Annotated in this window: 14 protein-coding genes; 11 read left to right on the top strand and 3 right to left on the bottom strand. The window is 49.1% G+C overall.

What is annotated here, in order from left to right; all coding sequences use genetic code 11:
- The first annotated feature begins 190 nt into the window (after window positions 1-190).
- Together ACYVK4_RS20995 and ACYVK4_RS21000 are read left to right on the top strand one after the other, a co-directional pair.
- Window positions 191-796, top strand: a complete 606-nt coding sequence (locus tag ACYVK4_RS20995; protein ID WP_461129482.1) for a hypothetical protein — start codon at window positions 191-193, stop codon at window positions 794-796.
- Window positions 797-827: 31 nt separating this feature from the next.
- Window positions 828-1,217, top strand: coding sequence for a hypothetical protein (locus tag ACYVK4_RS21000; protein WP_461129483.1), 390 nt, complete (start codon window positions 828-830; stop codon window positions 1,215-1,217).
- Between the two features lie 30 nt (window positions 1,218-1,247).
- Here the strand turns inward: ACYVK4_RS21000 and ACYVK4_RS21005 are convergent, their stop codons facing one another.
- Window positions 1,248-1,988, bottom strand: coding sequence for a 3-keto-disaccharide hydrolase (locus ACYVK4_RS21005; protein WP_461129484.1), 741 nt, complete (start codon window positions 1,986-1,988; stop codon window positions 1,248-1,250).
- Between the two features lie 1,176 nt (window positions 1,989-3,164).
- On the opposite strand from ACYVK4_RS21005, the gene ACYVK4_RS21010 reads away from it, so the two are divergent.
- On the top strand, window positions 3,165-3,527 hold the full coding sequence (locus ACYVK4_RS21010) for a hypothetical protein (RefSeq protein WP_461129485.1): 363 nt from the start codon (window positions 3,165-3,167) through the stop codon (window positions 3,525-3,527).
- 138 nt (window positions 3,528-3,665) lie between these two features.
- The gene (locus ACYVK4_RS21015; protein ID WP_461129486.1) at window positions 3,666-4,280 is read left to right on the top strand and encodes a 2,3-bisphosphoglycerate-dependent phosphoglycerate mutase; all 615 of its coding nucleotides are present in this window, start codon (window positions 3,666-3,668) and stop codon (window positions 4,278-4,280) included.
- Window positions 4,281-4,378: 98 nt separating this feature from the next.
- On the opposite strand, the gene ACYVK4_RS21020 is transcribed toward ACYVK4_RS21015, so the two are convergent.
- Window positions 4,379-5,647 carry an asparagine synthetase B gene (locus ACYVK4_RS21020; RefSeq protein WP_461129487.1) on the bottom strand — a complete coding sequence of 423 codons (1,269 nt, stop codon included), beginning with the start codon at window positions 5,645-5,647 and terminating at the stop codon, window positions 4,379-4,381.
- 151 nt (window positions 5,648-5,798) lie between these two features.
- On the opposite strand from ACYVK4_RS21020, the gene ACYVK4_RS21025 reads away from it, so the two are divergent.
- The 4 genes from ACYVK4_RS21025 to ACYVK4_RS21040 all read left to right on the top strand — a co-directional run bounded on the left by ACYVK4_RS21025 (window position 5,799) and on the right by ACYVK4_RS21040 (window position 10,220).
- A complete protein-coding gene (locus ACYVK4_RS21025; protein WP_461129627.1) occupies window positions 5,799-8,417 on the top strand; it encodes a M1 family metallopeptidase in 2,619 nt (872 codons plus the stop codon).
- Window positions 8,414-9,316, top strand: a complete 903-nt coding sequence (locus ACYVK4_RS21030; protein WP_461129488.1) for a helix-turn-helix domain-containing protein — start codon at window positions 8,414-8,416, stop codon at window positions 9,314-9,316. Before ACYVK4_RS21025 ends, ACYVK4_RS21030 begins: the two co-directional genes overlap by 4 nt.
- Window positions 9,317-9,411: 95 nt before the next feature.
- Window positions 9,412-9,879: a hypothetical protein gene (locus ACYVK4_RS21035; RefSeq protein WP_461129489.1), complete on the top strand. Its 468-nt coding sequence runs from the start codon at window positions 9,412-9,414 to the stop codon at window positions 9,877-9,879.
- Between the two features lie 23 nt (window positions 9,880-9,902).
- On the top strand, window positions 9,903-10,220 hold the full coding sequence (locus ACYVK4_RS21040; protein ID WP_461129490.1) for a DUF3817 domain-containing protein: 318 nt from the start codon (window positions 9,903-9,905) through the stop codon (window positions 10,218-10,220).
- 158 nt (window positions 10,221-10,378) lie between these two features.
- On the opposite strand, the gene ACYVK4_RS21045 is transcribed toward ACYVK4_RS21040, so the two are convergent.
- A complete protein-coding gene (locus ACYVK4_RS21045; protein ID WP_461129491.1) occupies window positions 10,379-10,681 on the bottom strand; it encodes a hypothetical protein in 303 nt (100 codons plus the stop codon).
- Window positions 10,682-11,158: 477 nt separating this feature from the next.
- Here ACYVK4_RS21045 and ACYVK4_RS21050 point away from each other — a divergent pair, with 477 nt between their 5' ends.
- From ACYVK4_RS21050 to ACYVK4_RS21060, 3 genes are read left to right on the top strand one after another with little or no spacing between them, the layout of a single operon-like run.
- Window positions 11,159-11,446, top strand: coding sequence for a PqqD family peptide modification chaperone (locus tag ACYVK4_RS21050; protein ID WP_461129492.1), 288 nt, complete (start codon window positions 11,159-11,161; stop codon window positions 11,444-11,446).
- Window positions 11,418-11,858, top strand: coding sequence for a lasso peptide biosynthesis B2 protein (locus tag ACYVK4_RS21055; RefSeq protein ID WP_461129493.1), 441 nt, complete (start codon window positions 11,418-11,420; stop codon window positions 11,856-11,858). Before ACYVK4_RS21050 ends, ACYVK4_RS21055 begins: the two co-directional genes overlap by 29 nt.
- Before the next feature lie 20 nt (window positions 11,859-11,878).
- Window positions 11,879-13,060, top strand: a complete 1,182-nt coding sequence (locus tag ACYVK4_RS21060; protein ID WP_461129494.1) for a nucleotidyltransferase domain-containing protein — start codon at window positions 11,879-11,881, stop codon at window positions 13,058-13,060.
- The last annotated feature ends 186 nt before the right edge of the window (window positions 13,061-13,246 follow it).

The raw sequence follows: 13,246 nt of genomic DNA on the forward strand, positions 1-13,246 counted from the left end.
GGAAGATAAATCGTTTTCTACATGGCGGGTACACTCGGTGAGCGTACCTTGTTTAAACCCATTTTCGGCTCATATCTACTGTTAAACCCACCTTAAGAAATTGCGGCTTGTCGGTTCTAAGGCGCCACTATCTTTGGTCACCCAAACATGAATTAGACAACATTTATGCCCTTAGAATGCTTTAAGGGGTATGGACACTGAAATAAAACCCAACACCGACCTGTCGCTGACCGATTCGAACGGGCGCGAACTGCTTCAGGCTTCCCTGTCGGACTATGTCGCTTTTCTTCGTCGGCAGCCCGCCGTTTGCGGCACGCCCGAACAGCAGGAGGCCCTTATCAAGCACGTTGCTCAGGGGCATGAGTTGATTAAACTCGTGGCGGCCGAGCGGCTTAAGATTACCCGGCAGCTCGATAAAGAGAAGCACGACTGGATGGAAGTAGAGAAAGAGATGACCGCCCCCATTGTTGCGGCCATGCAGCCCCTGAAAGATGCCGTTGAGCACTATAACCGGGAGTTGCTGCGCGTGCGCGAACACCAGCAAGAACAAGCCGCGAAACAGGCCACGATGGCCCACTCCGGCGAAACAACCTGGCTTATGCCCGATGTAGCGCTGGTAGCCAAGCCCAAAGGGGTACAGATGAGGTGGACATTTAACATCGTCGACCCCAATCAGGTACCGAACGGCTACTGGATCATTGACGAAGGGGCAATTAAGGCCGATGTGGCAAATGGTGTACGCGACATACCGGGCGTTAGAATTTATGAGGAAGCGATTACAACCTTTCGCAAATAGCAGGGCTCACTTGCAGAAACGATGGCTGACCATGAACCAAGCTGCCTTTCTATTTACCGTTTGCCTGAGCCTGTTAACGGCTACTGCCTCATTTGGTCAGGTATATGTTGATGGCGTAGTGATAGACACCCTGAAAACACCCTATTGTCAGTTGATCTGCTCCAATCCGGCGCCCCTGAACCGGGCCAGCGTGATCATTGACTTTGGTCAGCGGTTTGTGAGCACGGGGTTCAACCGCCAGAAAATTACCGGCCCCGACAGACAGGTGATTAATTTCAACTCGACCATCGATGCCCTCAATTTTATGGTCAGGCAGGGTTGGGAATTAGTCACGTTTAAGGTACTGGGAACAAAAGAGGGCTCAGAAAGTACATTTGTTTATATGCTCCGGTGGCCTAAAAGAAATCAGGTGGCAAACTAAGCGATCAGTTTTCAGACCGGGACTTATGTTTCATTTGGTCGACGCCAGTGGTTTTACAGAAACTTCCTTAAAATAAACAACATCGTTCTCGCCGTGATTTTGTAAGCCAATGTAGCCCGCGTCGGGACGGCGCCCACGCAAGGGTTCAAAATCGAATTTCCGGGCAGGGACCGCATCGCCTTCCCGGTAGTCGGTCACCTTAACGCCGTTTACAACAACCAGGGTCCGAGGGCCATCCAGGGTAATGTCCATGGTGTTCCACTCAGGGCCCGGCTTTCCGGGTTTGGCAAGAGGTTTGGATAGTGAGTAGAGGGTTCCTGTCACGTGGTATTCATCTTCATCGGACGTTTCGGGGTGGTTGTCAATCTGAACTTCATAGCCGTAATGCACCGGCATCCATTCTTCGCGTGGCTCAACCGGAATCCGAATATAAACTCCCGAATTGCTGTTTTTTTTCTGCATCCTGTACACCACACGAATGGTGCAATGGCTGAACATCTCTTTTGACCAATAGAGAAGCCCCATACCGCCCTTGCCGCGAATCATACCTTTTTCGACAATCATACTTCCCTTACCTACATGTTTCCAGCCAGCCAGGCTGGTCCCGTTGAAAAGCTGCCGCCAGCCACTTTCCTTACTGGGTACTTCTTTTTGCGTCATAACGGGATTTCCCCCGCGTGAGGAATTGGCAAGGGCCGGGCATGTTATTAACAAGGCGAGCAGACAGACATAAATGAGTGCTCTTTTGTAAACTTCTTTGTTCAGCATCATGCCTTAACGTGTTAATCGTGTGATTTTTCTAAAGTAGGTACGGACAACTGTCGTTCACCTGATGAACGCTGCCAAAGTTTTCCAGTAACATAAATGAACTTCATGCGGCAAACTACTCGAACGAGTTGCCGGATCAAGTCGTCCCTTTCTGTAGGCACATTCAGTCACCACAATACCGCTACAACTATCCCGGCAATTTACCTATTAGCAAACTCTTTACTCATCATCAACCCTTGGCCATATTCCTATATTTAATTTTTGCCTTGTATAGTTATATATTGTTTATAAATACACCCTTTTAATAAATTTAACATTCCGTAAAATCATTTTTTGATAATTTCACAATGAAATCTATACTCTTTTTAGCCAAATGTATTCTAATACGCCAACGTCAAATCATCCAAGTAACGAAAAACAAATGTCTACTGACGCTTCGCCAAAAGCCAATAGCTTGACTTTTAAGCGAAGCTGTCCAGGCTGTCGGCAAACGTTTGCTCTCGAACGCACGCCACGGCCATTTATGCTCAAGTATGTACTTTTTTTCCTGCCTACGCGTGCCTATTTCTGCTATAACTGCAACCATAAATTCATCCGGATCAACTAAAGTCCGGGATTCATCCGGTCAGGGTTACAAAATCAACCATAGGTTTTAGCTTCGTATAGTATCAGTAAGAAAGTCGGTTTCGCCCGACTTTCTTACTTTATTGACCCCATCATACAAGTTAACTACAATTAATTCCGTTTAATAAAGACCACTACCTGGTGATCTTATGAACCATTAACGACCACACTCTTTACGGGTGTGCGTTGTCTGTCAATGGTCGAAATCTGCCGAAAGGAAAACGGGACAATTTTTTAAGTGGAAGTCTGTCTCAGGATACTTTCGTACATTGCCATCAGTTTGGCTACTGAAACTGTGCTTTACCCACTCGTTTGCGTACTAAATCTTCCATTACTGCCCGTACGGCAGGTTTCATGCTGGCGGACTTGCCTTCTTTATATACAAGTACACATCTGAAGTATAGCTTTTTTTGACCCGGGTAAACCCCGGCAACTGTCGGAAGCCTAAAATTTCTGACTTTTTTTCTTTTTAATCTGATCTGCTAAAAGCGTTTTGCCGTGTTGGTGAGCCGGCAACTGAACGCGAATTACCTGACAATTAACTTACCCTAATTCATGAGCAAACAAGCGTATATCCCGAAAGTAGTTGACTGGGTTCAAAAACATGGGTTTAACGACATTAGAGCCAATACAGAAGGCTATCAGACACCCATCGCCTACGGTCGTCAGCAGGACAGCGAACAGTTTATTCCGGATGTTACCGGCAAACAGTTCGATCAGGAGTCTTATTTCGAGGTTATATTGAAAAGCAACGCGGCCGAAGCCACCCACCTGTTGTCTAAACTGAAATTGTTAAGCCAGCTGGCCGCCGTTAAAGGAGGCAAATTATACCTGATGTCGCCCAGAGGGCATCGCTCCTACGCCAAAGAAGTACTTGTCGAGACCAATGTCGTTGCCGAAGTAATTAATTTGCCGTAAACGGTCTGCCGTCGTTCGTTGACACAGAGAGGCATAGCCAAGGTAGTCTACACAGCCTGACAACAACTAAAACAGCATTTGTTTGAACAGTTTGCCAATTGTGTAGGTCTTTAAGTCAAAAGCCTGTTTTACCAAGTCATGCCTCTTTTCGTCATCGTTCGACACGGACAGTCTCAGTGGAATTCCGAAAATCGCTTTACGGGTTCCACAAATACTCCTTTAACCGATCTTGGTCGGCATGAAGCCCGGGAAGCGGGTGTTCTGCTCAAAGCTAACCAGCCCCCACATTTTGCCATTGGCTTTACCTCCGTTCTACAACGGGCCATTGACACAATGGCGATCATTCTGGACGAAATTGGCCAAACCGACTTACCCATCGAGCAAAGCGCAGCCCTGAATGAACGAATGTATGGCGATTTGCAGGGTATGAATAAAACCGAAGCCGAAGTCCGATTTGGAGCGGAACAGGTTTTTCGCTGGCGACGCGGCTATATTGATCAACCTCCCCATGGCGAAAGCCTGGCCGACACCCGCGCCCGTGTTTATCCTTATTTTAAAACGGCAATTCTGCCGCATCTGCAAGCTGGTCAGCCCGTGCTGGTTGTAGCGCATGGCAACAGCCTGCGGGCTTTGCTGATGGATCTGGAGCCCATCAGCCCCGAAGAAATTGAAAAGATTGAACTAGCGACCGGCATCCCCCGCCAGTACGACTATGATGCCGCGACGGGCTTATTTCGGCTTCTACCCGCTTAACATACCCATCAATACAACACAGATCTTTATGATTGTTAAGATCAGAACTGATCTTTTGATCTTAACTCGTCATACTAATCAGAGAAACCTGTGTTCTATTACGTTTTACGCTTTTTCTTGCGGGCAGAAGGAAACAGCACGTTGTTGAGTATCAATCGGTAACCTGGCGAGTGGGGGTGCAGATTCAAATCGGTGGGGTTTCTGAACCCACCCCCTCCCCGCAGGCCTTCGGGGTCGTGCCCCCCGTAGAATGTCCACTGACCTTTTCCTGACTCGCCGTAGATATACCGGTCCGACGTTTTGCCCTCGCCCATAACCAGAGAGCTTGGTTTAACGGCCGTTTTACGGAAAGCCGTTGTCTGTCCAAAAAACTCCTTGATGATCGACTCGTGGTTCTGGGTCAGCATGGCCGGAATGACATCCCACTTGGCCGAAAAATTAAACAGTTCAAAAAAGCCGCCCGCCTGATCGAAACCACGCCCGCCAGCCGAATTAATATCCGAAAAAGTCGAGAAGCCCCGGTAGCCATTATCCCCTTCCAGGGTGAAGTTACCGAACGCAAACGTCTTGCTGAAGTCGAGCTTTGATTGTGCATCGGGATCAACATCGTCGCCGTCGTAGCTGCTGCCAACAATATCGACGCCTTCGGCGGCCAGCGCAATGTCGAGAGTTTCAGCGGCTGAACACATGGCGAACAGGTAGCCGCCCCCGGCGCAGAACGCCTTGATGCCTTTGGCAACGGCGAGTTTCATCTGCGATACTTTAGAAAACCCGTATTTTTTGGCAATGTCTTCCTGCACTTTTATGTCGGTGAGCGACTGCCGGTGCATGTTGCGCCCGTATTGACCCGTAAAGTCTTCGTGGTGCAGGTGCAGCCAGTCGTACTTGGGCAGGTCGCCTTTCAGGACTTCCTCATCATAGACAACCTCATACGGTATTTCGGCATAGGTCAGCACCAGCAACACAGCGTCCGTATTTTCGAATTCAGCGGGGCTAACCTTAATGGGTGAGTAAACGATGATCTTGGCGGCTTTCTGGAGCGTCACCACGTTCATGTTGACGTCGGGATCCGACAGTTGCTGTTTGATGGAGGCTGCCCGCGCGTCCGAAATCACCTCGACCGAAACGCCCCGTATGCGGCACTCGGCTTCAATGGACGGAATTTGCTTAAGCATAAAACTGCCACCTCGGTAGTTCAGCAGCCAGTCGACGTCCAGATCGTCCTTCAGCGCTTTGTAGGCAATGCCATAGGCTTTCAGATGATTCGCCTGCTGGTTATCCATTGGTATCAGGATCGAATTTGCCCAGCCCGGAATCGACCGACCTAAAAGTGCCAGCAGTAAGAGAAAAGATAGGTACTGTTTCATAGAGTGCATTATTTTTGACCCAACGTTACTAACCCATTACCAAACCGATTTTAGTTTGTAGTTTGACTATTTGTTGTTCAACCCGCTCCCCAAGTCGGCAGGCTTCTGCATTCGGGAACGGCAACCTCACGTGCACATCAACAACCTGTATATGGCCCGGAATTTTCCAAAAATCGTTTGTTACGGCGTACCTCTTTTCGTTCTTCTACTCACCGCTATGTCGTGCAGTCATCGTCCGTTAACGAAAAAACCAGCTTCGATCGAAACCGGCGTATCGCAAACATTGGCCAGAGCCCGGAAGCAGTCGATCAGCCAACTGGCCTATGCTTTAAAGTTCGATATTCCGGCGCAAAAAAACCAGCCAATTCTATCTACCGAAACAATTACTTTTCAGTGGTCGTCACCCGGCTCGGGCGCACCGTCGCTTCAACTGGACTTCAAGGACGAACCCACTCATTTGCAGTCGATTTCGGTGAATGGAAAGACTACGCCGGTTGTGGTAGAGAGCGAACATCTGCTGATTTCTACTGATCTTTTAACGACGGGCTTAAACACAATTTCCATTACGTTCGTGGCGGGTAATCTGTCGCTCAACCGCAACGAGGAATACCTGTACACCCTGCTCGTTCCCGACCGGACGCGTACGGTATTTCCCTGCTTCGATCAACCCGATTTAAAGGCCATTTTTCAGGTGTCGCTGACCGTTCCGGCCAACTGGCAGGCCATGACGAACGCCCTGGTCCGCGACTCCACCGTTGCCGGTAGCCGCAAAACGGTAAACTTCCTTCCCTCCGATCGCATTCCTACCTATCTGTTCTCGTTTGTGGCCGGCAAATTCACGCCCGTTAACCGTACGCTGAACGGGCGGCCCATGACGCTCCTGCATCGCGAAACGGACTCGACCAAGTTGCGCCTGAGTACGGACTTACTTTTTTCCCTGCATGCCGATGCATTGCGTTTTCTGGAAGAGTTTACCCAGATCCCCTATCCATTTCAGAAGTTCGATTTTGTGGCCATACCCGATTTTCAGTATGGCGGCATGGAACATGCGGGGGCCATCGACTACAAATCCTCAGCTTTGTTTTTAGACAATGGCGCCACCCGCGACCAGCGACTGTCCCGGGCGCATGTGATTGCCCACGAAACCGCACACATGTGGTTTGGCGACCTGGTGACCATGCGCTGGTTCGACGATGTCTGGCTGAAGGAGGTGTTCGCAAATTTCATTGCCGACAAGATCATGGAAGTATCGACCGATGCGTCGGGCCGTTCCGACGCCAATTATGACCTCCAGTTTGTGGTCGACCATTACCCGGCGGCTTACGGAGTCGACCGGACTGAAGGCGCCAACCCCATTGGACAACCGCTGGCTAACCTGCAGGAAGCGGGTTCGCTTTATGGAGGTATTATCTACCACAAAGCGCCCATCATGATGCGACAGCTGGAGCAACTCATGGGAAAAACCGCCCTGCGCGACGGTCTGCGCGAATACCTGAAAAAATACAGCTCCGACAATGCCAGTTGGGCTGACCTGATCAGTATTTTAGATACGCACACCCCCGCCGACCTCCAGGCCTGGAATCGGGTGTGGGTTACTGAAACAGGACGCCCTAAATTCGCTTACCAGATGGAGAATGACAACGGCAAGATCCGTCGGTTCGTCCTTTCGCAAACAGCCGAAGACGGTTCAGCCCGGCTCTGGCCACAGGGTTTCCAAGTAGCGCTGGTCTATGCCGATCACGCGGAGGAATTAACGGTCAACATGACACAGTCCCAAATCACCCTGCCGGAAGCCGTTGGCAAACCCGTCCCGCTGCTTGTCGTTTTCAATTCATCGGGGCAGGGTTACGGCATTTTTCCGGTCGATAATGCCATGATTTCGCAGCTGGCGACCCTCAAAAATCCGGTAACCCGCGCGTCGGCTTATATAAACCTCTACGAAAATATGCTGTCGGGGCAAGGCGTTAGTCCGGCCCAACTGGCGGCTACCTATCAGAAACTACTGTCTAATGAGCCGGAAGAGCTGAACCTGCGTCTGCTGACCAGCCAGCTAGGCGACATTGTCTGGACATTAACCAAACCTGAAAACCGGGCTGCTCTGGCGGCCGCTGTTGAGCAGGACACCTGGCAGGCTATGGAGCAGGAAACAGCTCCGGGAAAAAAGAAGCTCCTCTTCAGGCTTTACCAAAGCATTGCCCTTAGTAAAGCCGCCCGCGACCGGCTGTATACGATCTGGAACGAGCAGAAAGCCCCTTCGGGCGTAACCCTTACAGAAGATGACTACACCTCGCTGGCCCTCGCCCTGGCCGTTCGTGACTACCCGGCAGATGGTATCCTGACCAAACAACTGGCCCGTATCAAAAACCCGGACCGGCAGAAACGGCTGGCATTCATGATGCCTGCCTTATCATCTTCAGTAGCGGAGCGCGATGCCTTTTTTGCCTCACTGGCCAGCGATACCAACCGCGAACATGAAGCCTGGGTGACGGCAGCCCTTGGGTACCTGCACCACCCCCTGCGAGCCGCAACATCAGCAAAATACTTACCCAAAAGCCTCGACCTGCTGGAAGAGATTCAGCGAACGGGCGATATTTTCTTTCCAGAATCATGGTTGCGGTCGACGCTGTCAAATTACCAGACGCCCGATGCAGCCCAGCTCGTTCGCCAATTTCTGATCGACCGCCCGGCGTATAATGCCCGATTACGGGCCAAGCTTTTGCAGGCCGCCGACGGGCCCTTCCGGGCCAGCAAACTGATCTATCCGCGATGACATCCGACGATTCATTCCCGGCTATAGACCCAGCGATGGCTCGCGAGCGCTTTCTCGTAAAAGATGAATTATGGGCTGAACGATTTAAGGCTAACTTCAACCTGTTCATTGTTGCCCCACTGGCCTACAGCCGACCCGTTATCAAATTGCCTCTCCCACCCTCCCGCACCAGCAATCATGCCCTGATCCTGGTGACCGGCGGGCAGGTTGATATAGGCGTAGGCCATCAGGCGTATGCGGTAAAAGAGCAGGAACTGGTTGTTGTACCGGCTTTACAAATATTTACGATACAGGCTATACGGGAAGATACCACCGGCTTTTTATGCTTTTTCAGCCCGGAAATAATCCGTCATGGCACGCATGACACAGATTTTGATTTCCTGAAATTAACCGGCAACCCATTCGTTTCTCTGTCGGTGCAGCAAACGCATTTTGTACGTACCCTTTTCGACCGGCTAACCATCGAGTACACCGAAAACGGGGCTGTCAGGATGGATTTGATCAAGCCCTATTTAATCGCTTTGCTGTCGGAGATAAACCGCGCCTACGTGTTTACATCTCCAAAAACAGACGCTGGTGACCGACTCGTGCAAGGATTTATAGATTTAGTATCGACTCAGGTACGCATCCAGCGCCAGGTGAGTTATTATGCCAGCCAACTGAATGTGAGCTCAAACCACCTGAACAAGGTGATAAAGAGCCGAACGGGAAAATCTCCTTCGGTGTGGATTGACGAACGGATAGTACTGGAAGCCAAAGTATTACTGTTTCAATCCAGCCTGACCATTACGCAAATTGCCGATGAACTGGGCTTCGACGATTCATCGGGCTTTGGCAAACTATTTCGAAAATACGTGCAGGCCAGTCCAAGCGATTTTCGAAGCCGGTCGGCCGAATGATTGATTTTGACCAATCGTGTCCGCTTTACGCCTAGCTGGCAATAGCCTGATCGCCTGAACTTTGTGGGATAAAGCTCGTCTTATTGATCACCACCATGATTTATCCTATTCTTTTAGTTGTCCACAACGCGTTTCGGTGGCTTGTCGTTATTAGCCTGATTGCGGTACTTGCCAACAGTTATTCGGGTTGGCTCCGGCCAAGAGCATACCGGCCTGTCGATCAAGTTTTTCGCACAGTGGCAACATCCATTGTTCACACCCAACTCCTGATCGGATTTTATCTTTATTTCATCAGCCCACTAATTAGCTACTACTGGCGTTTCAAACCCGATCCAAGCCAGTCGCCGGAGTTTCGCTTTTTTAGCCTGATACACATCAGTATCATGTTTACGGCGGTTATGGTCATAACGATCGGGTCAAGCCTGGCCAAACGCAGGACTGTGGCGAACGAAAAATTCAAGATAACTGCGATTTATTTTACGCTCGGACTTGTATTGATACTGATGGCTGTTCCCTGGCCCTTTTCACCGCTGGCCTCACGCGGCTGGTTTCGTACATTCTAATAGAATCACAAACCCCACTTTCCATGAATTTTTTCAACTCACTTAAAACCAGATTACGAGTCATTGGCTTTGCAGAAGGTGTTTCGTATCTACTACTGTTATTTATAGCTGTCCCCTTAAAACGACTGGGTGGCCACCCCGAGGCCGTTCAGGTGCTCGGGCCCATTCACGGCCTACTGTTTATTGGCTATGTGTTGATCGTTATTCAGGCCAAAATCGAGTATGGCTGGCCGATGGGAAAAACGGCGGTGGCCTTGCTGGCCTCTATTATTCCGGGAGGCACGTTTTATGTAGACCACAAATATTTTCGTCAGTTGCCTGCTACCCCCGAACAGTTGTGAATCGGAATGAACGTCACCGGATTCAGCCGGGATGAATCAGGCAAACCTACGTTGCGAGGCAAACAAAAAGCCGGGCAGATCGCCCGGCTTTTTGTTTGCCAGCATTCCGGGTCGTGCTGCTTTCGCTTCAGCACAACCCAGGCAAAAGGCCATAAACTTTATTTTATAGCGTCTAAGGCAGCGGCCGCTTCGATGGCAGCAATGGCTGCCCCGTTTTTCTCGGCATATTCATCGCGCTGTGTTTCAAAGTGCGCAAAGATCTCGGTCACTGAATCGACATTCTCAGCGATTTTGCTGTGCATTGTGCCCAGATTTTTCTCCAGATACGCGTCGTTCAGTCCATTCATGTTATCTACTTCAATCTTACCGATTTTCTCGATAATGGCCGTCTGGCTGTTTTGAAGGTCTTCCAGTTCACGAACAATCTTGTTCATCAACTCAAACTTCTGTAACTTATCCATGGTCTCTCTTTTAGTTGAGTAAACTATAAACGGGCTATCCTACAAATAGTTTGAGCCTATTTCCCTGAACGGGGAACAAGATTTATTCTAAGCACTTTTTTATACCTGTCGGCTCTTCGTTCAATGACCGAGCCTCCTGATGGTTAAATCATTCTAATATAATTAAAATCTATAGTATCATTAATTAAATCAATTTGATTGATATTTCCTTTTCCGGTAATATTGTCCCGTCAATTGAGTAGATGAGCTTTGGCTATAGGCTTTGACTGGTATTAAACCACAAGCAAGCCTGAAGATTTCAGTTACTCAATACGCCTGACGTATTAACTTGATTCCATATCTTCCGTTTCTTGATACAAACGCCAGACGCCAGTCCCGACAGGATTGGCGTCTGGCGTTTGGGCCATTGACAACACTGCCCCTCTTGTTGAATCAAGCGCTTCTTGTTATCTTCCAACCGATTTAGTCAAATTTCCTATGTCTATCACGCCCGATACGCGCATTCAGCTACTGCCCAATCAATCCTCGTCTGTGCTTGGAAATGAAACCATTCTCCTTAACTATGAGCTTGGTAACTATTATGAATTAAACGAGGTGGGTGGGTTTATATGGTCTCTTTTACAGGCAAACAAAAGTATGCTGGTTCGGGAAATTGAGGCTGGTATCCTGAATGAATTTGATGTAGAACCATCCGTTTGCCAGGAAGAGCTACGGTTATTTTTAGATAACTTACTGCGTGAAAAACTCATCGAAGCGAGCGTCTGACGCATCGAAATTTCTCGCTTTACCTTATAAAGATCAGTGGCTACTGGTCTACGTAACGGTTGTCCTCACCGTTTACAAGTGTCTGTTGCGCATGTTTCCTTTCAACCAGTTTATCCATCCAACCCATACGGGCATTGGGCAAAAAAAAGTCTCTTCAGAAATTAAGCGAAATCGGGTTGTTTGGGCCATTCAACTGATAAGTAGCCGAACCCCATTTGGATGTACATGTCTCGTTCAGGCACTCGCGGCTAAATGGCTGCTTAAACATGATCCTGACGTACGCGTACACATTGGCGTTCACAAAAGTGATACACAGGGCTTTTCTGCCCATGCCTGGGTGTCCTGTAATGAAAAAACGATTTTGGGTGAACAGCCAGACCAGGTATTCAAGCCGATTTTAGATTGGAATTGACTGCCTTTAAACACCACTCTATGAAGGCCGATCCATCTCCCGAACTAACGTTGCTGCTGATGGCCTGTACCATTGGGGTATCTACGGATAAGAAAAACCAGATTACCCAATTCATCAGCCAAAACCCGATCAACTGGCCGCGTCTGAACATTCTGGCCGACCGGCATCGGCTCAAACCCTTTCTGTACCGGACCCTTCAGCAAGTAACAGCAACACCCGAAGCCGTCTTATCGACGCTGCGGAACGATTGCCGTCTGTCTGCCACTGACAATCTTCTCAAACTCCATCATTATCATTCCCTGGAAGCGCTGCTGAAGGAAAATTCCATTGATTACTTCCCGCTCAAAGGTGTCTATCTGGCCGAGCACGGTTACCCGGATACCAGCCTGCGCATCCTGGGCGATATTGATCTGCTGATCAGGAAAGAAGATGTATACCGGACAATAGCCCTGTTGAAAGAACATGAGTATTATTTGTCCGACAAACACAAAACTCACTGGCAGCAGGGGGAAGAAACTGTATTGGCCGACTTATTCGAAATTGACTTGTTCAAGCGGTTCTCCCCAACCAGTCAGTTTGATATTGATTTGCACTGGCATGTGATGGGCTTCAATAAAGACTATGTCCTGTTCGACCTCGACTACGTTCGTTCCCAACCGCAGCGAGCCCATGAACTCATGATCGTGTTACTGATTACACACCATGGGGTGAACGGCGTGTGGCAGCAGATCAACTACATCAACGATTTGTACTTCTTGCTCAGCCAGGCCGACCCTGACTGGGACTGGCTCTTAAAGGAACTAGCCCGACTTGGTTTTGACAACGTATTTTTGACAGGCCTGGCCTTTTGCTGTCAGATTTGGGACCTAAAACTACCTGCCTCCCTAATGGCGAGGGTCAACTCCCCCAGCGTTCAATCGTTAGCCACAGCCTATACCACGCACTGGGAGTCTGAGAAAGCGGTTGAGTTCAGTTATTTGATCATGGATCAACTAACGTTTCTGCTTAAAGCGCAGCCGCGGTTTGGCAATCAATTAAAAACCGGACGGACGTTTATAAGCAGCCGTGTGTTCCGGTATAGTTTGTTTAACGTGGGGAAACGCCTGATTTATGTACCGAAACAGGCGGGTCTGATCACCTTGTTCATCCGCATGACCCAATCCGTATTCCGCTTTTTCCCCGCTCGCAAAGTCAACCAATAGGTTCGTGGGTTATTAATACCATGAACAACTTCATACCCGACCGGATTTCAAGTCATTCGTAAAGTCCGCACGTCTGGGCTTAGTGGTATCAGATATACCCATAAAACAGAGATGAGTGTCAACAAAAAAAGGTTCGACGTTTTATAAAGCTGTACAACATTGGGTAAAAACAGCGTAGACCGAGGT

The organism is Spirosoma aerophilum (assembly GCF_054782495.1).

What these genes read in the sequence shown, in the direction of transcription:
- ACYVK4_RS20995 (WP_461129482.1), top strand. Translation starts at nt 191, where the DNA reads ATGGACACTGAAATAAAACCCAACACCGACCTGTCGCTGACCGATTCG.
- ACYVK4_RS21000 (WP_461129483.1), top strand. Translation starts at nt 828, where the DNA reads ATGAACCAAGCTGCCTTTCTATTTACCGTTTGCCTGAGCCTGTTAACG.
- ACYVK4_RS21005 (WP_461129484.1), bottom strand. Translation starts at nt 1,988, where the DNA reads ATGATGCTGAACAAAGAAGTTTACAAAAGAGCACTCATTTATGTCTGT.
- ACYVK4_RS21010 (WP_461129485.1), top strand. Translation starts at nt 3,165, where the DNA reads ATGAGCAAACAAGCGTATATCCCGAAAGTAGTTGACTGGGTTCAAAAA.
- ACYVK4_RS21015 (WP_461129486.1), top strand. Translation starts at nt 3,666, where the DNA reads ATGCCTCTTTTCGTCATCGTTCGACACGGACAGTCTCAGTGGAATTCC.
- ACYVK4_RS21020 (WP_461129487.1), bottom strand. Translation starts at nt 5,647, where the DNA reads ATGAAACAGTACCTATCTTTTCTCTTACTGCTGGCACTTTTAGGTCGG.
- ACYVK4_RS21025 (WP_461129627.1), top strand. Translation starts at nt 5,799, where the DNA reads ATGGCCCGGAATTTTCCAAAAATCGTTTGTTACGGCGTACCTCTTTTC.
- ACYVK4_RS21030 (WP_461129488.1), top strand. Translation starts at nt 8,414, where the DNA reads ATGACATCCGACGATTCATTCCCGGCTATAGACCCAGCGATGGCTCGC.
- ACYVK4_RS21035 (WP_461129489.1), top strand. Translation starts at nt 9,412, where the DNA reads ATGATTTATCCTATTCTTTTAGTTGTCCACAACGCGTTTCGGTGGCTT.
- ACYVK4_RS21040 (WP_461129490.1), top strand. Translation starts at nt 9,903, where the DNA reads ATGAATTTTTTCAACTCACTTAAAACCAGATTACGAGTCATTGGCTTT.
- ACYVK4_RS21045 (WP_461129491.1), bottom strand. Translation starts at nt 10,681, where the DNA reads ATGGATAAGTTACAGAAGTTTGAGTTGATGAACAAGATTGTTCGTGAA.
- ACYVK4_RS21050 (WP_461129492.1), top strand. Translation starts at nt 11,159, where the DNA reads ATGTCTATCACGCCCGATACGCGCATTCAGCTACTGCCCAATCAATCC.
- ACYVK4_RS21060 (WP_461129494.1), top strand. Translation starts at nt 11,879, where the DNA reads ATGAAGGCCGATCCATCTCCCGAACTAACGTTGCTGCTGATGGCCTGT.